The following is a 26,983-nucleotide window of genomic DNA, read 5'->3' on the forward strand; positions in this document are numbered from 1 at the left end:
TTTATTCTTAAATAAATCATCTACGGTAGCATCTTATCCTATCTCTCTCTTAAAAGAGCTTCGGTTTTAGACTACAAATATAGCGATAAAAGGGTGAAAGACAAGCAAAACAGAGAGGAAAAGATATATGTACGGCCCTGTATCGGCTTTGCAATGTGATTGTATGGGTCATACGGCGTGATTGCATCGGTCACGATACGTGGCAAAAGGCGGCTCGGCAGAAATTACCGGGGCTTTATTCGTAGGTATAGAGCTTCACATGGAGCACTTTCCAGTCGCCAACGGCAATCCGGGCATGCCGTCCTTGATGGTCTTCATCGCCATTCAGTCGGCGAAGATAGTGCAGGTTGCCATCGGGAAGTACCTCTACCTCGTCTACAAAGCCTATGCCTGCGCGTTTTCCGGTAAAGGTTTTCTGCGGCTTTTTAGCCTTGTTTTCATTGCCTTTCTCGGCAAATCCGTCTTCACCGAGCTTCTTTTCTTCGTGCTGACGATGCTCCGTTTCAGTCTGAAACGACACAACAAGTCCGTTCCCCGCAATGAAATAATCGCCCTTGTCCAGTCGAATTATCATGCCACCAGCCTCAGGCCACGTGGAAGCTTTGGCACGAGGGTCCCAAGGTAGTGTGAAATAGTGGCGAGATGTGATGATGAAGTCGTCTTCATGAATGATTTTTTCATCATCAGCCGTGCCGAATAGCAAGCCATGGTGTTTGAGATTACCTGTTAATAGCGGCCGAAGTTGACGGAGAAGCGCATAACCTTGTCGGACGTTCTCCACGGTTTCGGCATCGGCATGATCGAGTGCAAAGCAGCTGAAGCCCACGGTATTGTGCGCACCAAAGGTGTAAAGGGCACGCACACCCGTGTCTCTGCAACTGCGGCTCTCGGGGATAAAGAGCGGATTATCCTTGAAATCATATTGTGCAGCCCAGCCGGCAAAGCCCGTATCATAGATGTCTGGGGCCATAAGGTCAATGTGTGGGGCAAACTTTTTCCATATTGTTTTCAGATGGGCCAGTGGTCCTGCCGACGGATATTCGCCCGGTTTACGTCCCCGACTGTTCATGGCTGCGTTCACAAAGAGGGGCAAATCGATTACTTTCTTGGCATTGACAGCCAGTCGTTCCACATATTTCGCGTAGTAGATGGCCTGAAAGGCTTCGTCTTCATATTCGTTTTCGGCGGTGAAACCAATGCTTTTGAGTTCTTTTCTCCACGCTCCTTTATCGTATTCTCGGTTCGCAAGCGGTGAATGGTCGCGTGCACTTTCAAGCATTCCAATCTCATTCTCTACCTGAATCATCAGTACTGTGCGGTCTGTATCCACTGCTTTGAGGTGGTGAATGAGGGCCATGAAGGCCTTATTGTCGGCCTGAAACACCGCTTCAGAAAAGGCTGTTGCAATCTCAAGCGGCTTACCTTCGGCTGTCATGGCGCGTGGAAATCGCTTGTCTTGCTTGAACCAGAGGGGTGCATAGCAGCTCATGGAGTTCTTCCACGCACCGAACCACAGGAGAATAACTTTCAGTTTTTCGCGTCGGGCTACGCGGATTGTTTCGTCAATCGTGCTGAAATCGAAGACTCCTTCACGTGGTTCTATGAGGTCCCATTGGGCAGGAACGAGCACCGTGTTGATGCCTGCGCGTGCTACTTTGGGGATAACGCTGTCGATGTCGGCAATGCTTGTGGCGGCAGAATTGCTGAGTTCGGCACCCAAGATAAAGTGTTGTGCAAAGGCGGATAGGCTTGACAGCGTGAGCGTAAGGAGTAAAACAAGTTGTTTCATACAGCTGAAAGGGTTAGGGTTTGTCATAGATGGTCGATACAGACGGCTCGGCTGGGTAGGCAATATCGGTGTAAGCATACTTTATCGGCAACTTGGAAAACTGTTGAAAATAGCGCAGTATGGTGTCACGCCATTGCTCTGCACTCTCAAGTTGCACGCCCAAGAGCGTGTTGACATGCTCCCAACGTTCCCGATCGATTTGAGGTCGAACCTTATTCCACAGCTTTTGATAGGAAATTACTTGTTCGATTCCCCTGTAATATAGCGCACATAGTTCGTCCCAAAGGGTGTCTCCGTTGCGTAATTTATAGTCCCATGGCACGTGATGGAACCATAACAGGTATTCATCGGGACAGGTTTTAAGGTCGTTATATAGGCTCCGATAGGGTTCACGATACTGTGAAACGGCATTCGTTCCCGTTGAAGAACGGTCGAAACCGATGCCATCTTTACTCGCTTTATGATAATAGACGGGACACCATTCCAACGGATATTCGGCTTTAAAACCATTGGGTTCGGGACCGTAATGATGGTCGAAAGCGAAGAGATGGTGCAGTCCTAACGGCATCATATAGTTCACGCAAGCCTCCCGACTCGTTGTCATCATGTCGGCAAGTGCATAGCTGTCGACCTCGTTTCCGAAGGTTTGGCTAATCCATTCCTGTGCGATGAAATCGGAAGAAAGCGAAGGATTCCATGCCAAACGGCCGAAAGCGTACCAATTAGCCTGTGAAAACGGGTGGCCACACCAATTGGTGTCGTCGCCCACATTGCTCACTCCGGCAATTGCTTTAAGGCTGTCGGGGGAGACAAAGTAAAAGAATTCTTTCCACATTGGGGCCAGATAGACGAGGTGTTTGCTCTGTCCTGTGTACTCTTGTGTGATTTGGAACTCCACAGCTTGAGGCGTTTTGCTCATGTTATCGAAGATTGGAGCGTAGGGTTCTCGTGGCTGGAAGTCGAGAGGTCCGTTCTTACTTTGCAGAATTACATTGCTGCGGAACAATCCATCAAGGTCTTTAAACTCGCTGACGGCCTGCTTTACACGGTCTTCACCCTTATGTTTTGCACCGTAAACAAAGCTACGCCACATCACGATTCCGCCGTGGGGGGCCAGTGCATCGGCCAACATATTGGCACCATCTGCATGGGTTCGACCGTAATCAAAAGGGCCCGGCTGCCCCTCGGAATTGGCTTTTACGAGGAAACCACCGAAGTCTGGTATGCGTTTATAGATTTCATTGGCCTTCTCCCTCCACCATTTTATGACGCTTTTATCAAGCGGGTCGGCCGTCTTCGTGTAGCCTAAGGCCTTCGGACTGCCGAAGTTTACGGAGAGATATACCTTGATTCCGTAAGGCCGAAGCACGTTGGCTATCATGCAAACCGTGTCGATATATTCGGCAGTTAAGACCTTCGGAGCAGCATTTACGTTGTTTAATACACTGCCATTAAGGCCGATAGAGGCGTTTACCCGGGCGTACTCTTTGATGCGATTTGCCCAAGCTTGGCCTTTCAAGTGGGCCGAAAAGAAGATGCTTCGCCCTGCATATCCGCGTTCGATTGTGCCATCGAGGTTGTCCCAATGGTCGAGAATGCGTCGCGGAAACTTGGGAGCTGTGTAGCCACCAAGGCCGGGGTCGGCCTCTTGAGCCTGTATGCGCAAGGCCTCGTAAGCCCCGTAGAGTAGTCCTATCTCGGAATGTGCGCAGATGGAATCACCGTCATAGATGAAGCCATCGTCATCTTTCAGGTTAGGATTGAGGATAAGTTTCAGGGCAGGACCTTGCCAATAGCGTTGCAATTCGTCAACGGCAAGCTGTAAAGTTGGTCCGCCTTGCGGTGCGATGATATTGGCTTTGTTGCAGGGTTTGTATCTCAACCAGAGTGCATGGCCGTCTTCTGCCTGCGAAAGCAACGGACTGAAAGCTATTAAAAGGGATAGGATTATTTGCTTCATAAGTAAACGAAGTTTATGAGGTTTGTCAGGATTGGTTTTTGATTTATCCTTACAAAAATAGTGAAAATCTGTTCATTCTGAAAATGTTTCGCAGACAAAAAGGGAAAATCAAGCAAAAATGATACAAAAGGAAATATTCTCGTTACATCTGATGAAGTTTAATAAGAAGGATTTTATTACTTTTGCAGGTATCAAGACTTCAAATAACATGAAAAAGATTTGGGCGATATTTACGTTGATGATGACCTTCGTTTTGGTTCAACCGATAGCTGTGCAGGCGCAGAATTGGGTGGGAACGTGGGCGACGGCCGTTGAGTTCACGAGCCCCGGCGATATGCCGGCAAGCAGTCTTTCCAACCGTTCTGTGCGTAATATCATTCGTGTTTCTCTTGGAGGAAGCTTGCTGCGACTGAAGCTTTCCAATGAGTTCAGTACGCAACCTGTGGAGATTACATCGGTGATGATAGCCGATGTGTTAGGTGAAAGCTGGCAGACGGATGTCCGAACGACCAAATATTTGAAGTTTAGTGGTAAGCAAAAAACGACGATCCCTTCAGAAAAAGCCTTGTGGTCTGACCCAATCAAATATGTATTGAAAGCGGGACAACGACTTGCTATCACGATCAGTTACGGGGCACAAACACCCGAACATGCTACTTCGCACCGTGGTTCTCGCACCACTTCCTATATTATAAAAGGTGAAGCCCGACCCAAATCGGATTTCGATGATAGTGAGAAAGTGGACCATTGGTATAATCTTTCGGCCTTAGACGTGCAGGCAACAGATGTTCCGGTGGTTGCCGTTTTGGGTAATTCCATTACTGATGGGCGTGGAACAACTACCAACAAACAGAACCGTTGGACAGATTTCATGGCAGAAAGTCTTAATACCAATAAATCATATGGCGTGCTGAACCTTGGTATTGGTGGCAATTGTGTTGTCAGGGGTGGGCTTAGTGAACCGGCTTTGAAGCGTTTCGACCGCGATATTCTTGGACAAAGCGGTGTGAAGGCACTTATCCTTTTCGAAGGAACCAATGATATTGGGCTCAGCAAACACAGTGAGCAGATAGTAAAAGAACTCATCGAGGCCTATCAAATGCTGAGCCTGAAGGCTAAAAATAAAGGCATCAAGGTATATGGAGCCACAATAACGCCTTTCAAAGGCAGTGATTGGTACAGCTATTTCCATGAGGCTGCCCGACAAACTGTCAACGAATGGATTCGTAATACCGATTGTTTCGATGGGATTATTGACTTTGATAAATTGGTACGCAACCCGCAAGATACAGAAAAACTCAAGTCGGAATATTCCGATGATTGGCTTCATCTGAACCCCAAAGGCTATGAAGCGATGGGAAGGTATGCCGCAACAATTCTTGGAAATAAACCATAAAATAAACAAGATGAGCACAGAATTGACTGTACAGGAGGCTAAAGGCTTCTACAAACTGAATTGGCTGCAACGCATCGGCTTTGGTTCGGGCGACTTAGCACAGAACCTTATCTATCAAACAATCTGTATGTATCTGTTGTTTTTTTATACGGATATCTATGGATTGCAGGCCGGAGAAGCGGCAACAATGTTCTTGGTTGTCAGATTGGTTGACGTGCTTTGGGACCCATTGGTGGGCACATTCGTCGACAAGCATCACCCCAAACTTGGTAAATATCGTTCATATCTTGTCTTGGCAGGTATTCCCTTGACGGGCTTGGCTATTCTTTGTTTTTGGAAAGGCTTTAGTGGTTCGTTGCTCTATGCCTATATCACATACGTCGGTATGAGCATGCTCTACACCTTGGTCAATGTGCCTTACGGTGCTTTGAACTCCTCGTTGACTCGTGATACCAATGAAATTACGATTCTGACTTCCGTTCGTATGTTTATGGCCAACGTCGGCGGACTCGCCGTTTCTGCCGGTGTTCCCATCCTTGTTGCAGTCTTTGCCTGCCAAAAACTGCCACTTGAAATGGCATTGTTCATGGGATTGGGTTCGCTCCCTTCATTCATTTTCATGCCAATGGTGCCGGCTATCAAACGCAAGGTGGGCAAGAAAAATATGTTCTACATTTTCCTTTCAGTTGCCATTATCGGCATGTTGGCACTCTATGTCATCAGTAAAATATCGTCGGTCGAAGATAATATTACCCTTATTTATATTGCACAATTCATCAAATCCACAGGTGTTATTGTGGCTACGGGATACATGTGGGCCCTCATTCCAGAAGTGATTTCTTATGCAGAGTACACTTCCGGGAAACGTATTTCGGGTATTGTGAATGCGCTTACGGGCATATTCTTCAAAGCAGGCATGGCACTTGGAGGCGTCATTCCGGGTCTTGTTTTGGCCTATACCCACTATCAGGCGACCGCCGAAGCCAATACTTTGCCGAAGGATTCCGGTGCTTGGTTCCTTACTATGCTTATCTTTTCTATCATTGGGTTGGGACTTCTTGTTTTCTGTTTCACGCAGACGGAGGAGCGAGTTGTCATGAATGACAGCGAAACTAAAAATGTAAAGGTGAGCGACCTGTGGATGGAGTTCATGCGCAACCGTCCACTTCGCATCATTGCTCTTTTCTTTATCACGGCCTTTGCCATGATGTCGGTGGGCAATGCTGCAGGAGCTTATTTCATGAATAACCTTGAGATGCAGTCTCCGATGGCACAAGAAGGCATCCGATGGCTCGTTTGCATCATCCCAGCCATGCTGCTTGTGCTGGCTATGTTTATCATTTCCAAATATGAACTTTCCGACGAACTGATTGACAACATCAACATAGAAATCGAAAATCGTAATCAAAAGACCGAACAATGAACAAAAGAATGATTCTTGGTACTATATTCCTTTCTATGGGAATGGTAGCCACCGCACAGACCATGAAGGATGTTTTGGGCAAGTATTTCCTCATCGGAACGGCAGTCAGTACCGCCAATATAGATAGCAAAGACCCGAGAGTGAAGCAGGCTATCGTAGATAATTTCAATGCCATTGTGGCTGAAAACTGCATGAAAGGTGAGGCTATTCACCCTGAAGAAAACCGTTATTATTGGGACGAGGCAGATAGAATTGTGAAATTTGCCGAAGATAATCACATGACGATTACAGGCCATTGTCTTATTTGGCACTCGCAACCTCCCAAGTGGATGTTCACCGATAAAGAAGGTAGCCCTGTATCTCGTGAGGTGCTCATTGACCGTATGTATCATCATATCACCGATGTTGTGAAGCGCTATAAGGGTAAAGTCAAGGGTTGGGATGTCATCAATGAGGCCTTTGAAGACGACGGAAGCTATCGCAAGACACCTTATTATAATATCATAGGTCCAGAATACTTTGAACTGGCATTCAGGTTTGCACACGCTGCCGACCCTGATGCCGAACTCTACTACAACGACTATTCAATGGCAAAACCAGCCAAGCGTGAGGCTGTCTGCAAACTTGTCCGCGATTTGAAGGCTAAGGGGTGCCGCATTGATGCCGTGGGAATGCAGAGTCACAACGGAACGAATTATCCCGACCTTGCCGACTATGAGAAGACTATCGATGCCCTATCGGCTTGCGGTGTGAAGGTGATGATGACAGAACTCGACCTCAATATGTTGCCCAATCCCAAGCGTTTCGGTGGCGCAGAGGTGAGTCAGCACTTCCAATACGACAAAAGTTTCAACCCGTATGTCAAAGGATTGACGCGTCAGGCACAGAAGATGTTCAACGAACGCTACCTCGCTTTCTTTAAAATCTACAAGAAGCATGCTGAACAAATCAGTCGTGTGACTCTTTGGGGTCTAAGTGACGGTGACAGTTGGCTTAATGGATGGCCCATTCCCGGACGTACAAACTACAGTCTACTTATTGACCGTCAGTATAAATTGAAACCTATAGTGAAAGACATTATTAAACTTTTTGAACAATGAAAGCAAGATATTTATTCCCCAAGGATTATATGGCAGACCCTTCTGCCAACGTGTTTAACGGTAAACTCTATATCTATCCCTCCCACGATTGGGATAGCGGAGAGTGCTTTGATGACGACGGTGGACATTTCCAGATGAAGGACTATCATGTGCTTTCCATTGAAGGCGATCCCATGTCTGCCCCTGTTATCGATCATGGAGTAATGCTCGATGTGAAGAACGTGGCCTGGGCTGAGAAACAAATGTGGGATAATGATGTCGTAGAAAAGGACGGAAAGTACTATCTTGTTTTCTCTGCGAAAGACTATAATGGCGTATTCCATCTCGGTGTTGCCGTTGCCGATAAGCCAGAAGGCCCCTTCGTAGCCAATCCTGATCCCATTCGTGGTTCCTACAGCATAGATCCCTGCGTGTTCAAAGACGACGATGGCAAGATCTATTGCTATTTCGGTGGTATCTGGGGAGGTCAGCTCCAATGGTATAAAGACAACCGTATGCTCAAGAGCGAGTATCTTCCTGAGGGCAAGGAGGATCCACTGCCAAGCCGTGTGGCCCGCATGACCGATGACGTTCAGCAGTTTGCTGAAGCTCCACGCCCCATAGTTATTCTCGACGAAACTGGTAACAAGCTGCCTGCAGATTCACCGCACCGCTTCTTCGAAGCCAGCTGGATGCACAAATATAAGGGACGCTACTACTTTAGCTACAGCACGGGCGACAGTCATCTGCTTTGTTATGCTGTAGGTGATAACCCTTATGGCCCGTTCACCTTTAAGGGTGTTATTCTTGAGCCTGTAGTCGGTTGGACCACCCACCACAGCATAGCCGAATACAAAGGCCAATGGTATCTGTTTCACCACGACTGTGTGCCGAGCAATGGCACCACGTGGCTTCGCAGCCTGAAAGTCATGCCGTTGATGTATGACGAGGAGGGCAATATCATTACGATGAAGAGCGAATAAAAAAGATATATAAAAATTTTATCGACAGATTTTAATAGAAAAATTTGGCGGTGTGCAAGAAAAGGCCTATCTTTGCACCGCAAATCGCAACGAAGACGATGGGGTGCCATAGCTCAGTTGGTAGAGCAAAGGACTGAAAATCCTTGTGTCACTGGTTCGATTCCCGTTGGCACCACTTCCTCCTTTCATTGAGCCGCTTGTTCTCGCATGAGACGAGCGGCTTTCCTTTTTATGTAGAGGAGTTAGGCATAGGAATATACCGAAGCGGTAGGTTTGCATGAATATTTACGGAGCGAGACGACGTAGTTTCGTTTTATTTGTTATCTTTGCAGAAACAAAGAAAGATATGACACAGCAAGAGAAGACACAGATTGAGGAGCGCATCGTCGACGTGCTCAAGACAGTGTATGACCCGGAGATCCCAGTGAATATCTGGGACCTTGGCATGATTTACAAAATAGACGTGAAAGACGATGGCAACGTGGAAGTGGACATGACGTTCACCGCCCCGAACTGCCCCGCGGCCGACTTCATCCTTGAAGACGTGCGTACGAAGGTGGAAAGTGTGGAGGGTGTGTCCTCGGCTGACATTAACCTCGTGTTCGAGCCGGCATGGGACCAAAGCATGATGAGCGAGGAGGCACGTGTGGAATTGGGATTTGACTAAATGGGAAAAAACGTATATTTCTTGAGTGACGCCCACTTGGGCTCGCGGGCCATACCGCACGGTCGTATGCAGGAGCGGCGGTTGGTGCGTTTCCTTGATGACATCAAGGACAAGGCTTCGGCGATATACTTGCTGGGCGACATGTTCGACTTCTGGAACGAATACCGTCATGTGGTGCCGAAAGGCCATACGCGCTTCCTCGGAAAGCTGAGCGAGCTGACCGACAGCGGCGTGGAGGTGCATTTCTTCGCGGGCAATCACGACCTGTGGACGTACGGTTATTTGGAGGAGGAGTGCGGCGTCATTGTGCACAAAGCGCCTGTGACGACGGAGATTTATGGTAAAGTGTTCTTCCTTGCCCACGGCGACGGACTGGGCGACCCCGACCGCAAGTATAAAATCTTGCGTAGGGTGTTTCACAGTCGCGTGTGTCAACGACTGCTGAACTTCATGCACCCGTGGTGGGGCATGGCTTTGGGTTTGAACTGGGCCAAGCATAGCAGGCTGAAACGGGCCGATGGGAAAGAGGAACCGTTCATGGGCGAAGACAAGGAGTATCTCGTGAAGTTCGCCCGCGACTACAAGCAATCTCATGATAATATAGACTATTTCCTCTTTGGACATCGCCATATAGAACTCGACCTGGCCATTGATAAAAGCACGCGTATGCTGATACTCGGTGACTGGATTTGGCAGTTCACGTATGCTGTTTTTGACGGTGAACATCTGTTTTTGGGTGAATATGTGGAGGGAGAATCTAAGTTCTGACCTTTTTCTTTAATCCTTGAAGTCTGTTCGTAGAACGTTATAGACAGTTCTTTGGCTGTTGATGTTCAGAATGATTTTCTGATGTTTTTGACGTTGTTTGCTGAGGAATAAATTATACCAAGATGAAAAAAACAATTCTTTTTCTTTGCTTTTTGTGTTCATGGCTTGGCGTTTCAGCCCAGCATGCCATGGATGGTGTGTGGACAGGCAAGCTGAATGTTGGCCCGCAAACATTGACAATTGTGCTGCATGTGGCGCATGAAACCTCGGGAAATCTGGTGTGTTCGCTCGACAGTCCAGACCAAGGCGCCATGAATATACCTGTAAAGAGCGATTATTGCTCGGCAGATTCTATCAGTATTAGCCTTGCATAACTGGCACTAAGCTATCAAGGCAAGTTGAAAGGTAACGAGATTGTCGGAACGTTCACGCAGGGTATGGCGTTCCCATTGACATTGAAGCGTGGCGAAGAAAAGTTGAATCGTCCGCAAACCCCTGTGGAGCCGTTCCCCTATAAGACAGAGGAAGTGACGTTTACGAATGCGACCGATAAGGCAACGCTTGTTGGAACGCTCTCGTATCCAACGGATTACAAGAAAGGAAAAACGCCTGTTGTGTTGATGGTTACAGGCAGCGGACAGGAAAACCGCGATGAGGAAATCTTCGGACATAAGCCATTTCTCGTGATAGCTGATTATTTAGCGCGGCATGGTGTGGCTTCTTTGCGCTATGATGACCGTAGCTTTGGCAAGTCGACAGGTGGCGATGTGAAGCATGCAACGACGGCCGATTTCGCACGAGATGCAGCAAGTGGCATTGAATTTCTACGCACATTGAAGCTCTTTGGCAAGGTGGGTGTGCTCGGACATAGCGAAGGTGGGTCGATAGCCTTTATGCTTGGCGCGAAAGGAAAGGCCGACTTTGTCATCAGTATGGCAGGAATTGGGGTGCGAGGTGATACGGCGCTCACGACGCAGGCCAACAGATTGCTGGAACTTTCTGGGCAACCCACGCGGTTGTCTACCTTGCAATTTCGCGTGAATGCCTTTATTAAGAAGTCTCCTTGGCTGAATTTCTTTATGGATTATGACCCTGCAGAGGATATCTCGAAAACGCTTTGCCCTGTCATGGGCATTAATGGTGAGCGCGATGTTCAAGTGATTTCGTCGTTGAACCTTGCTGGAATTAAGGCACATCTGACAGAAAACTCGAAAAACTTCGTGAAGGAATATCCGACCCTTAATCATCTTTTCCAGCATAGTACGACGGGAAATGTGTTGGAATATAGAATGATAGAAGAAACAATTTCGCCGGAAGTTTTGGAGGATATCGTGCGTTTTATCAAACAATGACTCATCAGAAACAATGTGTTCCTTTGTTTTTGAAGTATTGAAAAGCTTATAATCTTCCGCTGTCATTATATGAATAATACTTGCCGTCTGTGATGATAACGTGGTCGAGAAAGTAGATGCGGAGGACTTCGCAGGCTTTTTTCACGTGCTGTGTAAGCTGGTCATCAGAGCTACTGGGTTGCGTGTTGTTGCTCGGATGATTATGAGCTAAAGCCAGAACAGTGGCGTTACAGAGCAATGCTTCTTTCAAAATAATGCGCACATCGACAGCCGTCTCGCTGATTCCTCCATGACTGATGCACAATGCTTTAATGAGTTTGTAGTGCTGATTGAGTAACATCACCCATGCTTCTTCTACATCTAAATCCTGCATTCGTGGGTGGAGATACTCGTAAATGGCTTTGGAAGAGTCGATAGACTGGCGTTCTTCTGCTTTTTCCATGGCTCTCCGCTTGCCCAATTCGCAGGCAGCGAGGATAGTTATTGCCTTTGCTGGTCCCACACCTCTATATTGTTCTAATTGGTGAATACTTAGTTTTCCGAGTGTGTTCAGGTTGTTATTGCAGTCTGCCATGATGCGTTTCATCAGGTCAACTGCACTTTCATTCGGTGTACCGCTACCGATAAGAATGCCTAAAAGCTCGGCATTGCTCAGGGCAGATGGCCCAAGTCGTTCTAATTTCTCGCGTGGCCTATCTTCTTCTGCCCAGTTAACGATACTCTTATAAGCGTTGTTCAATTCAATTTTCATGGTTGTTCGGTTTATGATTCTCAGCCTTGTTAAAAGGCGGAATACGCTGCTATAAACAGAGTTTATATAGCAATTTCACTTCTTGGAGGGGATGGAAATGACTCTTACTTATAGAAGTTTTTCTCGTAAGCACTGAATTCGTCCTTGCCTTTCACGCAGCGTTTCCACCACGCCTCTATGAAGCCGCAGCCGTAGCCGGTGAGTTGGATAAAGGCTGCACCGATGCTCAAGAGACCAATCTTCGCACTGGCGTTCTTCGAGGTTGCATCGGCGAAGATGAGAAATGCGTAGAGGAGGAGGGGTAGCAGGGCCAAGAGAGATAACGCGAGGCCTCTTGCCTGCATCATGCCCGCAGGCAGAATGAAGAACAAGACAATGCCCAAAATGAACAGCAGAACAAGTAGTGTGCAACCCACCGTGAACAGCATGGGGAGCAAATGAACGAACTTCAGGCTCTCGGGATATTTCTTGTAGAGGTTGATGCGGGCAATGCCGCTGTTGTATACCTGTCGCCAGAACTTGCGGAAGTCGGTACGCCGCTTGTGCCACACCCATGCCTCGGGGAACAGTCGGCATGTGTAGCCGGCCTTGAAGATACGGATGCTGAAGTCAATATCCTCGCCGAAGCGCATCTTGCTGAAGCCGCCGAGACGTTCATATATGTCACGTCGAATGCCCATATTGAATGAACGGGGATAGAATTTGTCGAGTTTCTTCTTGCCACCACGTATACCTCCGGTCGTGAAAAAACTTGTCATGGAGTAGGAGATAGCTTTCTGCGTGTCGGTAAACGAGTCGTGTGCGCAGTCTGGACCACCGAAAGCGTCGACCGGTTCGCGGCATAATTCCTTTTCGATGGCAGCCAAATAGCCCGCAGGTAGCACCACGTCGCTATCGAGAATCAGTAGATATTCGCCCGTGGAATGCGCGGCTCCGTAGTTGCGGCTCTGCCCGGGACCGCTGTTCTCCTTTATGAAATACTTGATATCGAGCAGTCTCTCGTATTGCTTGCAGACGGCTTCACAGGGATTTTGTGAACCGTCTTCCACGATGATGACCTCGAAATCTTTGAACGTCTGCAGGGTGAGACTCTCCAAAAGTTCGGCCACTTCGTCGGGACGGTTGTATACAGGAACGATGATAGCGTATTTCATAGCAAATGTTTTTGGAAATAAAAAAGCCTACCCGCGAATGTCATGCGGATAGACTCGGGTAGGCTCAGTGTCTTTTTATTCGGAAACACGACCGAGATAGCTGCCGTCGCGGGTATCTACCTGAATGGTCTCGCCTTCATTGATGAAGAGCGGCACGCGTACTTCGGCTCCCGTCTCCAATGTCGCGGGCTTGGTTGCGTTGGTAGCCGTATTGCCTTTGACACCCGGTTCGCTATGCACAATCTTCAATGTTGTCTTCACCGGCATCTCGGCAGAAAGGATAGTGCCGTCCGTGGTATCTGTGACCACATCGACAATGTCGCTCTCTTTCATAAATTCAACACCGGTAATCTGATCCCTGTTTATAGGGATTTGTTCAAAGGTCTCTTGGTTCATAAAGATATAACCGGTGGCATCTTCATAGAGGTACTGATAGGGACGATGCTCAACGCGAACGTCGTCAAGTTTGAAGCCTACCTGAAAAGTACGCTCAAGTACGCGGCCGTCGGCAACGTTCTTCAACTTGGTATTCATTACAGTGTTACCTTTTCCCGGCTTACGGTGTTGAAAGTCAACACACTTCCAGATGCCACCATCCATGCGGATGCAAGTTCCGATTTTGATTTCCTGTGAATTAATCATTGTTGTATCATTGAATGTTTATTGTTATCGCCTTTGCAAAACAGTTTTTTGGAAAGCTGAATTTCCGTGCACAAAGTTACGACATTTTTATAAAAAAACATCAAATGGCTACTTAAAATTCTCTTCATTCTTTGGTAATTCGAAAATTATGCGTAATTTTGCAGCCCAAAGCGGAGGGTTTGTACGTTGCAGTCTCGCTCGCTTTCGGCCTTATCAGCAAATCAATAACAAATAAATAAGAAAGAAAATGAAAAGAACATTCCAGCCTCACAACCGTCGTCGTGTGAACAAGCATGGCTTCCGTGAAAGAATGGCAACGAAGAACGGGCGTCGCGTGTTGGCTTCACGTCGTGCTCATGGCCGCAAGAAGTTAACCGTTTCTGACGAGAACCACGGGAAATAATCCGTAGACATCGGGTCGGAAGACGACAAAAAGCAGCAGAGAAGATTGTTCTTTGCTGCTTTTTGTGTTTATTTATTTTGTATTTCAAGGGGATTGTCTTACCTTTGCATCATTAGAATACGAAAGAATAAAGATGAAGTCGTCGGAATTCGTCAGTAAGTTCAAGAGCTGGTATCTATGGAAGAACCTCATAGCCATGGCCGTCGTCGTGGTTTTGCTTTGCCTTGGCGCGAAGTTCGGACTTGATATTTATACACATCACGGTGAAGCCATTGCCATTCCCAACTTGAAACACATGCAACTTGCTGATGCCAAGCATATTCTCAGCAACTTGGGGCTTGAAGTTCAGGTTGTCGATACTGGTTACAAGAAGACACTCCCCCCTGATTGCATCTTGGAACAGTCTCCTGCTCCCGGAGAGCGCGTGAAGTCGGGCCACGTTATTTATGTGACCATCAACTCCCCACATTCTCCGACGATTACGCTTCCCGACATCATCGATAACTGTTCGCTCCGTGAGGCCATGGCTAAGCTGACGGCGATGGGCTTCAAACTCGGAACACCGCAGTATATTCCCGGAGAAAAGGATTGGGTTTATGGCATTTTGGTGAAAGGCCGCCATGTCGTTGCCGGCGAAAAGATATCCGTTGAGTCCACATTGATTGTTCAGGTGGGCAACGGTATGCGCAGTGCCGACGACTCGGTCAATTATGTCGACCCTGAAATTCCTGATACGAAAGAAAACAGCAACGATGTAGATGAGTTTGAAGTCGTGACAGGACCGGAGGCCGGCGAGCCTGCCAACAAGCATAACCACAGCGATCAATGAAGGCACTCGACGGAAACCCCATGACAGAAGAACAGCTCTTTGACATAGAAGACTTGGAAAACGACGCACAGCAGCTCTATGAACACTGGAAGATAGCAGTGGATATGGGGCAGACTCCTGTGCGTATCGACAGGTTCTTGGCCGAGAAGAATCCCTATCAGAGCCGCAATCGCATTCAGCAAGCAGCCGATTCGGGCTTCATTCATGTGAACGACAAGCCCGTAAAGAGCAACTATAAGGTGCGCCCCGGCGATGTGATTACGCTCATGCTCGACCGACCCAAGCACGATACGAGCATCATTGCCGAAGACATTCCTCTTGAGATTGTCTACGAAGACAACGTGCTCATGGTCGTCAATAAGCCTGCCGGAATGGTTGTACATCCCGGTGCCGGTAACTTCACGGGGACGCTTATCAATGCTGTGGCGTGGCATTTGAGAGACTTGGAAGGCTTCGATGCCAACGACCCCGAGGTGGGATTGGTGCACCGTATTGACAAAGATACCAGCGGACTCCTTGTCGTTGCCAAGACAGCAGCAGCCAAGACGGCCCTCGGAAAACAGTTTTTCAACAAGACTACTCGCCGCAGTTACAATGCCTTGGTGTGGGGAAACCTTGTAGAGGACACGGGGACCATCGAGGGAAACATTGCCCGCGACCCCAAGAACCGCTTGCGCATGAAAGTCTTTCCGGCCGACAGTGGCATCGGAAAGCACGCAGTTACCCATTATAGGGTCATCGAACGCTACGGCTATACCACGCTCGTGGAATGCCTGCTTGAGACAGGTCGCACCCATCAGATACGTGCTCACATGAAGCATATCGGCCACCCGCTGTTTGCAGACGAGTCGTATGGGGGAACTGAAATCCTGCGCGGGCAACGCAGCAGCACCTACCGGGCTTTCATTCAGAACTGCTTCAAGTGCTGTCCACGGCAGGCCTTGCACGCCAAAACCTTGGGGTTCGTTCACCCCACGACAGGCCGTCAGATGGACTTCGATTCCACGTGGCCCCACGACTTCAGCGGACTCATCGAGAAATGGCGGGCTTATATCAAGGGAACAACGCAAGACACATTTGCAGAGAACAAGTAAATCAATATAGATTATGGAGCAATCAAAACGGAACATAGCCATCGTTTGCGGTGGTGATTCATCGGAGCACGACGTCTCGTTGCGCTCTGCACAAGGCCTTTATTCCTTTTTCGACAAGGCGAAGTATAATGTTTACATCGTCGATGTGAAAGGTACCGACTGGCATGTGAACTTCAACGACGGTGCAACCGCAGCCATCGACAAGAACGACTTTTCGTTCAAATGCAACGGAAAGCGCGTCTTCTTCGACTATGCCTACATCACTATTCATGGCCAACCGGGTGAGAACGGCGTCATGCAAGGCTACTTTGACCTCATTCACCTGCCCTATTCAACCAGCGGAGTGCTTGTCGAAGCGATGACATTCGACAAGTTTGTGCTCAACAACTACCTGCGTGGCTTCGGCGTACGCGTGGCAGATAGTATTCTGCTTCGGCGTGGTGAAGACTACGATGAGGAAGAAATAGAACAACGATTGGGCATGCCTTGCTTCGTGAAACCGGCGGCCGATGGTAGTAGTTTCGGCGTTTCCAAGGTGAAGAATGCCGATCGTTTGGCTCCTGCTCTGCGCGTTGCGTTCATGGAAAGCAATGAGGTGATGATCGAAAAGTTCATTGATGGCGTCGAAATCTCGCAGGGAATTTACAAGACACGCGATAAAGAAGTGGTGCTTCCTGCTACGGAAGTCGTTACAAAGAACGAGTTCTTCGACTACGATGCCAAGTATAACGGACAGGTACAAGAGATTACTCCGGCCCGACTCAGCCCCGAAACAGCGGCCAAGGTGGCCGCCGAAACGAGCCGCATCTACGATATCCTGCATGCCAACGGCATCATTCGCATTGATTACATCATTGCGAAAGACGAGCAAGGTAACGACCTTATCTATATGCTCGAAATCAATACTACGCCCGGAATGACCGCAACGAGCTTCATTCCTCAGCAGGTTCGTGCCGCAGGGCTTGACATCAAGGACGTTTTGAGCGAGATTGTCGAAAACCAATTCTAAGCTTTTCGTTCTCCGAGACGGAAAGATTTGGGAAAAAATGAAAGGTGGCGGGCTTCACAGCTGGCCACCTTTCGTGTGATGATATTATTAAGATGGATTTGATTATTCAGAACATTTTTTCTTCAACACAGCCAACGCGTCGTCCACTACTCCGCTAAGGCATAGCTAAGTCCCCCTGTATGTGTGGTTTATCGGCTTCATGCACCGTGTTCAGTCGTCGTGTTTCTTCCACATCGAGTGCTTCGGCGATGAGCGAGATAGGGTTGATGACCTTATACTTGGTCGACATTTCTATCTGCCACTTGCAGGTTTCGCAGTCGGTCGACACGCAGTCGGGGTCAACCTCGTTGATATGGTCGAAGAGTGTCGCGCCGATTTGCTGCGAACGCTCATAATTCTCTTTCTTAAACCCATAGGTTCCGGCAATTCCGCAGCATTGACTTTCGAGCATGATGAGGTCGAGTCCCGGCACCATTCGCATCAGTTCGGTACTGTAAACAATCCAGCCCAGCCGCTCCATATGGCATGCCGAGTGATAGGCAACCTTTTTCCGATAGTCTTTTTTGAAAGCCAAGCGTATCTTTCCGGCTGTAATAAGGGTGTGAAGAAAACGAGTTGCCAGCATCAGACTGTCTCTCACGTCGGCGTTGTCAAGTTCAAGCAGATGCTTATATTCGTCGCGCATGGTGAACGTGCAGGTGGAACTTGTGGTTATGATGGCCTCGTCACGGTTCTCAATCGACCGCCGCATCGACTTTAGGTTGACTGTTCCCTGTCGTTTCGCCTGTGCCGAGAGGCCGTTGGCAATGAGGGCCACGCCGCAACACTTCTCTTTTTCGAGCAGATGAACGCCGTAGTTGCAAGCGTTCATAATCTTCACAAGATCCTTACCCAGCTGCGGATAGTTGTAATTAACATAGCAACCGTGGAAGTAACTGACGAACCTTGTGAATTGTTTCTGCTGTTCCTCGGCCTCTTTCTTGAACCAAGTTTCAAACTTCTGGCGGCTGTATGAGGGGAAAGTGCGGTGTTTGTCGATGCCCATTACCGTGTGGAGTACGGTCTTGGCCGGCTTCAATCCCAACGAGAAGTTGACCACCGGAGCCACCATTGTGGCCATGGTTCCCACGAAATCCGTGTTGGCTAACATACGATCGCGCAGTGAAGGCGTGTGCGTACTGTACTTGATTCGCGCCTCTTGAATGATATCTCCTACCTTTACATCATTGGGACAGGCAACCTCGCAACGCTTGCAATTGAGGCACATCTTGAGGTTTTCGTTGAAGAAAGCGGCGTCTTTGATGCGGTAACGCATCAAGTCGGGACCCGAATGTTTAGGCCCCGGATATTTAGGTTCGACCGCCGAGACAGGGCAATACACCGTGCAGATGGAGCACTTCAGGCATTGTTCCAACTCGTGTCGGCTGATATTCTTTAACTGTATCTCTGACATGGCTTACTGGTTTAGAATGTTGTGCGCCACGGCAATGGCCGTAAGCATCGATACTCCCGTGCCCGTGGCCTGCTTGATGCCGCTGTTTCCGCTCAGAACGGAGCCGATGGCGTAGAGGTTGGTGACGGCTTTTCCGTCTTTCATCGGGTGGAAATCGTCGGTTGTCTTCACGCCGAAGGCCATGTAGGGCTGCTCATCGAAGAGGTATTCCGACGTCCATTGCGTGCGACTTTCATGTGCTTCGACCTCGAGATGCAGGGCAGGTTCAGTTATTGTTTGATAGTCCGAGACGAGTCCGCCGCTGAGGAATGAACCCGTGCCCAATACATATTGGTTGGCTTCCAAGCGTGTTTCTTCGAGCTTTTCGGTTGTAATGGCCGTGAGTTTATCACCTTCGAAGAAGCCATTGTTCACCGTGTCGCTGTTCAAAACAACCGCCCCATGCTGCCCGAGAAAGCCGCGTAGCTTGTTCTCTATGCGTATGCCGGATACCGACGGTGGCATGGTTGCAACGCATTCGACAGGTGTTTCGACCGCTTTTCGCAGCAAGTCGACGTTATCATGGGCCAATCCCAGCACGGCCGGCAGCAGGACAAGGTCGAAACCCTTGCCGAGTCGGTTGATTTCGCGGGCCGCATCGGCTATGTTCTGCGCCTTGTCGAGGTACTTGGCTATGTTGATGGCGCGCATCTCCGTAGGACTTTTGCGGGCGAACGCCAGTGCCTCTGTGGTGAAAGATGCCGTTTTTACGTTGGCACCCATGGCCGAAAGACTGTCCGAAAGATAGGCCGTCGGCCAGTCGAGAAAGCCTTCTACATTGGCCAACAACAGTTTTTTGCCATTCAATTCCGCCGTTGTTTCAAGCGTAATCAAGTCTTCGAGCGTCAGCCAAGCAGGGATAGTCGTGCCGATAGGTGATAACCTGAAGTGGTTCTTTTCGGCGTTCCCCTTCATCTTCAGGCCTGCTTCGGCCAGCAAGGTCCGGGCCTCTTCGGCGTAAACCGCCAGCTTCTCGGTCTTGATTTTCCGGTAGGGGTGGGCCTCATTCAGCTGGGCAATACCCTCGAAAGGCCTTTCTACGACCTTTCCTTCCTGAAAACCAAGAAGTTCGATGGAGCCCGAATTGAAGTGAAGACAGCTTTGTCCGGCCGTCACCAACGCCACTTTCTGTCCGTTCTTGGCAAGCATTGCGGCACAAGTCATGCCGCTTAGTCCGCCACCGATGATGATGGTATCGAATTTCATTGTGCAATCTCCTTTCCTTTTCCTGCGCGTTGGTTCAGTCCGCAAAGGCCTTCATACACCACGGACATCAATTGTGCCTCCTTCAACGTGTTGCCCCATGCCACAGGACGCATGCCTTTCCATCGCTCGGCCATGACGGAAGCAAGCTCATATTGGCTTTGTTTCGCTTCTGTTTTGGCGAGTTCGCAGAGCACATGTGCCGCTCTGCAGGCGCAAAGTGTGCCTTGACAAGTCCCCATACTGACGCGGGTGCGACGCCGCATGTTGATGAGTTGCGTCGCATGAAGGGTCTCTACGGCATACTTCATCTCCCCAACAGTCACCTCTTCACACTCACATACCATCGCTCTGTCGATGGCGGTGGCGTTCGGAATGAGCGGAGCAAGCGTGCCATGACGGCCTTCTTCGGCCACAACGGCTGTCGGAAGCCCTCGCTTTCTGTATGTTTTTTCCGAGCCGGGCAGCGGCTTCGTGGCGGTTTCGCAGGCTTTATCGACCCCTAATTTCTTGCAGGCAAGGTCGGTAGCCAGCTCGGCCATGAGTCGATAGGTCATCATCTTGCCGCCCGTGATGGTGATGAAGCCCCCCAATCCGTCGCGCGTTTCATGGTCGAGCAGCACGATGCCGCGGCTGATGTTGCGGCCCGAAGGGTCGTTATCGGCTGCAACAAGCGGACGAACACCGGCATATGCACGCAGAATACGGGTCGTTGCGAGAGCCGGGGCAAGCTTTTCTCCCTCGCGAATCAATAGGTCCACTTCTTCGGGAGTAACCTTCAAGCGGTCTATTTCGTCAAAGGGAACGCGGTCACTTGTGGTCCCGATGACGCAAACGGCATCGTCGGGGACAAGTATATCGGCGTTGGCTGGCTTGCGACAACGGTTGATGACCATCTGATTGACACGGTGACCGAATACCAACAACGCCCCTTTTGCGGGGAACATATTCACGGTAAGGTCGGCCATTTGGGCTATCAAGTGGCCCCAGATGCCTGCCGCATTGATGGTAAGTGGGGCATATGCCTCGCAAATCTCACCCGTTTTATGGTTGCGCATCACGACACCTTCCACGCTGCCATTGCGGATAATGAGCCGTGTTACCTCGTGATAAGTGAGCACGTCTGCGCCATGTAGCTTGGCATCAAGCATGTTTGCAGCAGTCAGCCTGAACGGGTCTATCGAGGCATCGGGCACTTTCACGGCCCCGATTAGCGTAGGGTTGACGGCCGGTTCAAGCCGAATGGCCTCCTTGGGGTCGATGATTTCGGCGCGAATACCGGCTTCGGTGCAAGCCTCGACGAAGTTTTTTTGATAGCAAAGGTCGTCTTCGGGCAGCGTGATGAACAGCCCTTCGGTCTCTTCCACGCAGTGGCGGGCAATCTTTCTGAGTGTCATGTTCTCCTGAATGCACTCTGTGGCCGACTCTTTATCGGTCACGGCATAGCGTGCGCCACTGTGCAACAGGCCGTGATTGCGCCCCGATGCACCGTTGGTCAGGTCGTATTTCTCGACAAGCAACACGCTCAAGCCGCGCAATGCACAGTCTCTGGCCACACCGGCCCCCGTGATTCCGCCCCCGATAACGATTACATCGAATGTTTTATGTTGTCTTTCAGCCATAGCTTTGATTGGATTCTCCGAGTCAATTCGTATTATTCATGTTGATAACGCTTGTCGGCTTGCAAATTCTTTTGTTCGATATTGCAAAGGTTTCATAACGCAACAAAGTTAGTTTTTAATTCTGAAAAAGCAAAACCTGCAAGTGTTTTTGACCGTTATTTAACATCTATTCGTATTTAAGTTGGCGATTTTTGTTTTGTTTGCGCTATTGTCTTGCGAAATATTTAATTAGTATGAACGTTTTTAGAACGTTTGTTTGGAAAGAATGTTTTATGATGTTTTGAAACGAAAGTAATTGTATTTGCTGGTGTATGTCGGTGGAATTGCGATTTCATATCGAAACGTTTGCATGCCTCGGTCGATGCCGTTGCACGGCATGATAGGCGGGCCTGCGTTTCGGTTTACATCTCGTTGGGAATCAATAGGTTGGATATCGGTTTTCAATATGGCCCATATTAGCCCGCAAAATGACCCATATTGCACGATAATATCACCCATATTGCGCGGTAAAATGGGCGAGATAAGAAATCAATCCGTAAGAAACTGTAAATAACAGCTTTGAAACGACTTTGAAAAGTGAAGGTAGGCGCATGGCGTTTGAGCGGACGCACGGGCCGTGCGTCCCTACATTCTCCGCACACTCCATCTGTTTTTGCATGGGAAACGCTGTAGACTTGTAGGGACGCACGGCTCGTGCGTCCGTTATATCAATCATCTTGTGCGATAGGACGGCCGAGACGGCAATGCCACGTGGACCGGCTTTGCAAGCCAAATGATAGTCCTGCGGCGGCCAAAGTTAGTTAATATATTGTTAAATCTTATGCTCGCGCGAACCAATATAGTAGAAAAAGACTATCTTTGTATAGTTTAACCGGAGATGATATTGCTAATTCAATCGGCCTATGACAAAGGAAGAACGCCATACTTATATTTTAGAACAACTCATGAAGCAAAGTTCTGTTCAGGTGTCGGAGCTGGCAGAGTTGCTCAATGTGTCGTCCGTGACCATTCGAAAAGACCTTACGGAACTCGAGAAAAACGGCAGATTGTATCGCAGTCACGGCAAGGCTATCCTCATCAATCCCTTTGCCAACAACCGATCCGTCAACGAAAAGGAGAGCCTCAACGCTGAGGAGAAACAACTCATCGGCATGGAAGCGGCGCAATTGGTGGTGCCTAACGACTCGATACTGCTTGCTTCGGGCACCACGATCCATGCGTTGGCACGCAATCTTCGGCCGGCCGACAAGCTCACCGTGGTCTCTGCGTCGTTGCAAGCCACGGAGTTTCTGGCCGAAAACGAGAACATCGACATCATTCAGATAGGCGGAAACGTGCGCCACAGCAGCCTTTCGGTGGTGGGACAATACAGCGAAATGATTTTAAGGAGCTGCTCGTTCAGCAAGTTGTTCTTGGGTGTTGACGGCATAGACCTTGAGTTTGGCATCTCAACCACCGACATGCGCGAGGCTGAACTCAACCGGGAGATGATTCATACGGCCCAAAAAACCATCGTACTTGCCGACTCGAGCAAGTTCGGACGGCGTGGGTTTGCCCGTATCTGCGGCATGGACGATGTCGATATGATTATTACCGACGCCCATGTTTCGCCGACTATCGCCGCAGCCATCGAAGAGTTGGGCATCGATCTTGTTATTGCCGGCGACACGATGGCCTCTGCCATGCTCTAAATGCTTTAATTTCTAAATCATATATTATGAATATCCCGTCAGAATTTGATTGCATCAGGCCCTTTGAGCCCGAGGAGTTGCCCGCGGTCTACGACAGATTGCTGGCCGAACCTCAATTCCAAAAGGTCTTGGCCTACCTTTATCCCGACGTTTCGCTCGACGATATTGCCAAGAAGATGCATGGGTGTAAGACGAATCTTGAGTTTCAGAAGGCATTCTGTTACCCCTTCTTGCAGCAGTTGATCGTGAAGTTGAGCTTGGGATGTGACATGGATGCCTATAATATCAACATCAAAAACCGATACACTTTCGTGAGCAATCATCGCGATATCGTGCTTGATTCGGCCTTTCTCGACAAGCTTCTCATCGACGTAGGCTTTGATACGACTTGCGAAATTGCCATAGGTGACAACCTGCTTGGCGAGCCTTGGGTGAGGGATCTTGTGCGGATTAACAAGTCGTTCACTGTGGAACGTGCCCTGCACTCGGTCGAAATGCTGCGTGCCAGCAAGCGAATGTCGGAGTATATTCACTTCGCCATCAACGTGAAGCACGAGAATGTGTGGATAGCCCAGCGACAAGGACGGGCCAAGAACTCCAACGATCTGACGCAACCTGCCATTCTCAAGATGATGGCCATGGGCGGTGAGGGGTCTGTTATCGACCGTCTTTGCCAGTTACATATCGTTCCTTTGTCCATTTCTTACGAGTTCGACCCCTGCGATTACCTGAAAGCAAGGGAGTATCAACTGCGTCGTGACGTTCCGTTTTGGAAGAAAACGGCCGAAGACGACATGGAAAGTATGCTCACAGGTATCAAGGGATTCAAGGGTCATATCCATTATGAATGCGCGCCATGTATCGATGATTGGTTGCAAACCGTAGACCAAGAACAACCCAAAAACAAGCTCTTTGACACGATAGCTGCGCATATCGACACCGAGATCCACCGCAACTATCGTCTCTATCCCTGCAACTATATCGCGTTGGATATGCTACAAGACACGCGTATGTACACCGAACATTACACGGAGAACGACCATAAACAGTTCGAAGAATACATGATGGGGCAGCTTGCCAAGATTGATATCGAGAACAAGGACGACCGTTATCTGCGGGTATGTCTGCTCAGTCAGTATGCTTATCCGGCGAAAAACTACATGGCGGCACGTGGCGAAGGCGGAAGGTTCAAGTCGTTGCTCAACTATCTTCCCTTTATGAAATGACACATGGCGCGGTATAAATGGCCTTTTGCACTGCTCGTCGTTCCTTTTCTGGCGGGCAGTTGCTCCAATGACACCTATGAGAGTGGCGATGGGGACTACTCTTATCTTCGAGCCGACTTCGTTGAGGCGCACACAAAGGCCCCCAATGAAATCGATTATGCCGTCACCGACAACAGAGATTCATTGGTGTTGTCTCCCAGATACAAGGTTTCGTGGGCTTCGCAGGCTGATACGAATTATCGCGGACTGCTTTATTACAGCAAAGTAGACCATCATACGGCCATTGCTTCCCGTTTCTTTCAGGTTCCCGTGGTGGCTTGGCAGTCCAAAAGCAAGGTCAAGACGGTTCGTACGGACCCCGTTGTGTTCGAAAGTGCATGGATCAGCCGCAATCGGCGTTATCTCAACATTGGCTTTTCGGTGAAGACTGCCAGACAAAACGATGGGAAAAAAGGACAGACCATAGCCGTGGTTGCCACTGACAGCATGGAACTTGGTGGCCATATCCGTCAACTTTGGCTCACCCTCTACCATGACCAAGGTGGCGTTCCCGAATATTATTCAAGCAAAGGATACATAAGTGTGCCCCTTCAGCGGTTGCCGAAAGGTTGTCATATCCGTCTCACGGTGCGTGATTATCGGTTGATTGTCAAGAAGGATTTCGTGAAATAGCTTGCTTTCCAGTGTAAATGTGGCAACGGGAAAGCAAGTCTCAATCACTTATTCAGTATCTTTCGATACTCAGTCATGTTGCCCAACAGTTTCTTGGCCGCCTTCATTTGTTTGTCGTGCTTCAACGTATAGGCGATAGTTCCGCGTTGATAGTAGTAGACGCCCACGATATCGGCGGCTAACGCCTGTTTGATGCGGTCGCGGTTGTAGTCAAGGTCTTTGGCAACATTGTGTTTCAGTTTGTTCTCAATGGCCTCGAACTCGGCTTTTGCATCATCATAATAGCCTTCGAACTTGGCCGTCTTCACAAGTTCTTTCAAGATTTTCTCGCTCACGCCGTCGTATTTGAAACCGCTGTTGAGCACATGTTGCTTGAAGGCTTCATAGTCGGCATCGCTAAGTTCGAATTCTGACGGGCCGACAATCGTGGGATGCTTTGCCACATAGTCGAGAACGTATTCAAGAACGGTCTCCGTGGAGTCGATAACCGACATGAGGTAGCTCTGAATATTCGAGGCAGTATCGGGGTTTACCTCGATATCGGGCTTAATTCCGCCTCCATCGCGCACCTCACGCCCGTTCCGGGTGTGGAAAATGCGTGAGAGCGAGTCGGGAACATGCTCGGTGTAGCCGCCACGGTCGTGTTTGTAGTTGACAGCCTGAATGCAACGCCCGCTCGGGATATAGTATTTGTGGGTCGTCAGCTTGAGTTTTCCGTTGTAAGGCAGGTCTACCGTGGTTTGAACGAGCCCTTTCCCGTAAGTGCGTGTGCCCATGATGACGGCCCGATCGAGGTCTTGCAGCGCGCCGGCGGTGATTTCACTCGAGCTGGCAGTGTTGCCGTTGACCAGCACAACGATTGGAATTACGGTGTCGATGGGTTCAGAATTGGTCTTATAGTTGCGGTCGAGCCGCTTCACTTTCCCTCGGTTTGACACAATCATCAAGTCTTTCGGCACGAAAAGATTCACGATATCAACGGCTTCGTTCTCTAATCCTCCTCCGTTGTTGCGTAGGTCGATGACCAGTTTTTGCATGCCGTCTTTCTTCATTTCAACGAAAGCCCGACGGAAGTCCTTGGCGGCTCCCTCCGTGAATTGGTTGAGATTGATGTAGCCGAGGCCGTTTCCAAGTAGTCCGTAATAGGGAACTGCCGGCATTTTGATGGCACCTCGCGTGATTTTGAGTTTCATGATCTTGCCCGTCGATGGTCGTTTTATTTTTATCATGAATGTTGTTCCGGCATCACCACGCAGATGATCGCTGACAAACTGCGTGGGTTTGCCTTCCATCGAAAGGGCATCTATCGCAAGGATCAGGTCTCCTTTACGCAGACCGGCATTGGCAGCCGGCATATTTTCGTAGGGTTCGTCGATAAACGTGTTCTTGTATTTCGGACTATAGCGTATCAATGCCCCTACGCCTGCGTATTTTCCTGTCATCAGCAGCTTGAGATCCTTGCCTTTGGCCTGCGGATAATACTCCGTGTAAGGGTCAAGTGACTCCAGCATAGCATCAACAGCGTTGCCAATCACAGTGTCGGCAGGTAGCCGATCCACGTAAAGCAGGTCGAGATTCTTGTAGATGGCATTGAATACTTCAAGGTTTTTGGCCACCGTGAAGTTATGGTCTGTGTCGTTTTGCGCGGCTGCCGGCAAGGTCAACAGTGCTATAATGAATACTATTAGCTTTCTCATAATAGCTACAAAAGTAATATATAAAGATGTAAAATCATTACGATGACAGGCAAATTAGCTAAAATTAGCGATACAATGATT

General features: G+C 49.0%; 22 protein-coding genes, 1 tRNA gene and 1 pseudogene. 15 read left to right on the plus strand and 9 right to left on the minus strand.

Annotation, left to right across the window (positions count from 1 at the left end; translation table 11 throughout):
- Nucleotides 1-235: 235 nt before the first annotated feature.
- Complete coding sequence (locus HMPREF9944_RS03890; RefSeq protein ID WP_008564583.1) at nt 236-1,789, minus strand: DUF5597 domain-containing protein; 1,554 nt, start codon at nt 1,787-1,789, stop codon at nt 236-238.
- Between the two features lie 13 nt (nt 1,790-1,802).
- Nucleotides 1,803-3,749, minus strand: coding sequence for an alpha-glucuronidase (locus tag HMPREF9944_RS03895; protein ID WP_008564584.1), 1,947 nt, complete (start codon nt 3,747-3,749; stop codon nt 1,803-1,805).
- 118 nt (nt 3,750-3,867) lie between these two features.
- Between HMPREF9944_RS03895 and HMPREF9944_RS03900 the strand changes: the two genes are divergently transcribed.
- The 8 genes and pseudogenes from HMPREF9944_RS03900 (at nt 3,868) to HMPREF9944_RS03935 (ending at nt 11,417) form a co-directional block, all read left to right on the plus strand.
- Nucleotides 3,868-5,145: an SGNH/GDSL hydrolase family protein gene (locus tag HMPREF9944_RS03900; RefSeq protein ID WP_008564585.1), complete on the plus strand. Its 1,278-nt coding sequence runs from the start codon at nt 3,868-3,870 to the stop codon at nt 5,143-5,145.
- A 10-nt stretch (nt 5,146-5,155) separates the two neighbouring features.
- Entirely contained in the window at nt 5,156-6,568 is a 1,413-nt protein-coding gene (locus HMPREF9944_RS03905) for an MFS transporter (RefSeq protein ID WP_008564586.1), read from the plus strand.
- Nucleotides 6,565-7,668, plus strand: coding sequence for an endo-1,4-beta-xylanase (locus tag HMPREF9944_RS03910; RefSeq protein ID WP_155814602.1), 1,104 nt, complete (start codon nt 6,565-6,567; stop codon nt 7,666-7,668). Before HMPREF9944_RS03905 ends, HMPREF9944_RS03910 begins: the two co-directional genes overlap by 4 nt.
- Complete coding sequence (locus HMPREF9944_RS03915) at nt 7,665-8,630, plus strand: glycoside hydrolase family 43 protein (RefSeq protein WP_008564588.1); 966 nt, start codon at nt 7,665-7,667, stop codon at nt 8,628-8,630. Before HMPREF9944_RS03910 ends, HMPREF9944_RS03915 begins: the two co-directional genes overlap by 4 nt.
- 102 nt (nt 8,631-8,732) lie before the next feature.
- Nucleotides 8,733-8,805 (plus strand) — tRNA-Phe (locus HMPREF9944_RS03920).
- A 171-nt stretch (nt 8,806-8,976) separates the two neighbouring features.
- Entirely contained in the window at nt 8,977-9,297 is a 321-nt protein-coding gene (locus HMPREF9944_RS03925) for a metal-sulfur cluster assembly factor (RefSeq protein WP_008564589.1), read from the plus strand.
- Nucleotides 9,298-10,065, plus strand: coding sequence for a UDP-2,3-diacylglucosamine diphosphatase (locus HMPREF9944_RS03930; protein ID WP_008564590.1), 768 nt, complete (start codon nt 9,298-9,300; stop codon nt 10,063-10,065).
- Nucleotides 10,066-10,187: 122 nt separating this feature from the next.
- Nucleotides 10,188-11,417: pseudogene (locus HMPREF9944_RS03935) on the plus strand (alpha/beta hydrolase family protein).
- 46 nt (nt 11,418-11,463) lie between these two features.
- Here HMPREF9944_RS03935 and radC read toward each other — a convergent pair.
- From radC to efp, 3 genes are all read right to left on the minus strand, one after another.
- Entirely contained in the window at nt 11,464-12,168 is a 705-nt protein-coding gene (radC, locus tag HMPREF9944_RS03940; protein WP_008564594.1) for a RadC family protein, read from the minus strand.
- 104 nt (nt 12,169-12,272) lie between these two features.
- The gene (locus HMPREF9944_RS03945) at nt 12,273-13,322 is read right to left on the minus strand and encodes a glycosyltransferase (RefSeq protein ID WP_008564596.1); all 1,050 of its coding nucleotides are present in this window, start codon (nt 13,320-13,322) and stop codon (nt 12,273-12,275) included.
- A 75-nt stretch (nt 13,323-13,397) separates the two neighbouring features.
- Nucleotides 13,398-13,964 carry an elongation factor P gene (gene efp / locus HMPREF9944_RS03950; protein WP_008564597.1) on the minus strand — a complete coding sequence of 189 codons (567 nt, stop codon included), beginning with the start codon at nt 13,962-13,964 and terminating at the stop codon, nt 13,398-13,400.
- A gap of 247 nt (nt 13,965-14,211) precedes the next feature.
- Here efp and rpmH point away from each other — a divergent pair, with 247 nt between their 5' ends.
- The 4 genes from rpmH to HMPREF9944_RS03970 all read left to right on the plus strand — a co-directional run bounded on the left by rpmH (nt 14,212) and on the right by HMPREF9944_RS03970 (nt 17,299).
- Nucleotides 14,212-14,367: a 50S ribosomal protein L34 gene (gene rpmH / locus HMPREF9944_RS03955; protein ID WP_004378018.1), complete on the plus strand. Its 156-nt coding sequence runs from the start codon at nt 14,212-14,214 to the stop codon at nt 14,365-14,367.
- Nucleotides 14,368-14,500: 133 nt separating this feature from the next.
- On the plus strand, nt 14,501-15,196 hold the full coding sequence (locus tag HMPREF9944_RS03960) for a PASTA domain-containing protein (RefSeq protein ID WP_008564598.1): 696 nt from the start codon (nt 14,501-14,503) through the stop codon (nt 15,194-15,196).
- A 20-nt stretch (nt 15,197-15,216) separates the two neighbouring features.
- On the plus strand, nt 15,217-16,290 hold the full coding sequence (locus HMPREF9944_RS03965) for an RluA family pseudouridine synthase (protein WP_244861111.1): 1,074 nt from the start codon (nt 15,217-15,219) through the stop codon (nt 16,288-16,290).
- Between the two features lie 13 nt (nt 16,291-16,303).
- Nucleotides 16,304-17,299: a D-alanine--D-alanine ligase gene (locus tag HMPREF9944_RS03970; RefSeq protein WP_008564601.1), complete on the plus strand. Its 996-nt coding sequence runs from the start codon at nt 16,304-16,306 to the stop codon at nt 17,297-17,299.
- Nucleotides 17,300-17,453: 154 nt separating this feature from the next.
- Here the strand turns inward: HMPREF9944_RS03970 and glpC are convergent, their stop codons facing one another.
- The 3 genes from glpC to glpA are packed head-to-tail and all read right to left on the minus strand — an operon-like array spanning nt 17,454 to nt 21,616.
- Nucleotides 17,454-18,752 (minus strand): anaerobic glycerol-3-phosphate dehydrogenase subunit GlpC, encoded by a 1,299-nt coding sequence (glpC, locus tag HMPREF9944_RS03975; protein ID WP_008564603.1) that lies wholly within the window; start codon nt 18,750-18,752, stop codon nt 17,454-17,456.
- Nucleotides 18,753-18,755: 3 nt separating this feature from the next.
- Complete coding sequence (glpB, locus tag HMPREF9944_RS03980) at nt 18,756-19,997, minus strand: glycerol-3-phosphate dehydrogenase subunit GlpB (protein ID WP_008564605.1); 1,242 nt, start codon at nt 19,995-19,997, stop codon at nt 18,756-18,758.
- A complete protein-coding gene (glpA, locus tag HMPREF9944_RS03985) occupies nt 19,994-21,616 on the minus strand; it encodes an anaerobic glycerol-3-phosphate dehydrogenase subunit A (RefSeq protein WP_008564606.1) in 1,623 nt (540 codons plus the stop codon). Before glpA ends, glpB begins: the two co-directional genes overlap by 4 nt.
- A 902-nt stretch (nt 21,617-22,518) precedes the next feature.
- Here glpA and HMPREF9944_RS03990 point away from each other — a divergent pair.
- Genes HMPREF9944_RS03990 through HMPREF9944_RS04000 form a run of 3 tightly spaced genes read left to right on the plus strand, consistent with a single transcriptional unit; the run spans nt 22,519 to nt 25,205 of the window.
- The gene (locus HMPREF9944_RS03990; RefSeq protein WP_044113315.1) at nt 22,519-23,307 is read left to right on the plus strand and encodes a DeoR/GlpR family DNA-binding transcription regulator; all 789 of its coding nucleotides are present in this window, start codon (nt 22,519-22,521) and stop codon (nt 23,305-23,307) included.
- Nucleotides 23,308-23,333: 26 nt separating this feature from the next.
- Nucleotides 23,334-24,533: an acyltransferase gene (locus HMPREF9944_RS03995; RefSeq protein ID WP_008564608.1), complete on the plus strand. Its 1,200-nt coding sequence runs from the start codon at nt 23,334-23,336 to the stop codon at nt 24,531-24,533.
- A 3-nt stretch (nt 24,534-24,536) separates the two neighbouring features.
- Entirely contained in the window at nt 24,537-25,205 is a 669-nt protein-coding gene (locus HMPREF9944_RS04000) for a NigD1/NigD2 family lipoprotein (RefSeq protein WP_008564609.1), read from the plus strand.
- Between the two features lie 44 nt (nt 25,206-25,249).
- Here HMPREF9944_RS04000 and HMPREF9944_RS04005 read toward each other — a convergent pair whose 3' ends face one another.
- A complete protein-coding gene (locus HMPREF9944_RS04005) occupies nt 25,250-26,902 on the minus strand; it encodes a S41 family peptidase (protein WP_008564610.1) in 1,653 nt (550 codons plus the stop codon).
- Nucleotides 26,903-26,983 lie beyond the last annotated feature (81 nt).

Source organism: Segatella maculosa OT 289 (genome assembly GCF_000243015.1).
GTDB lineage: Bacteria > Bacteroidota > Bacteroidia > Bacteroidales > Bacteroidaceae > Prevotella > Prevotella maculosa.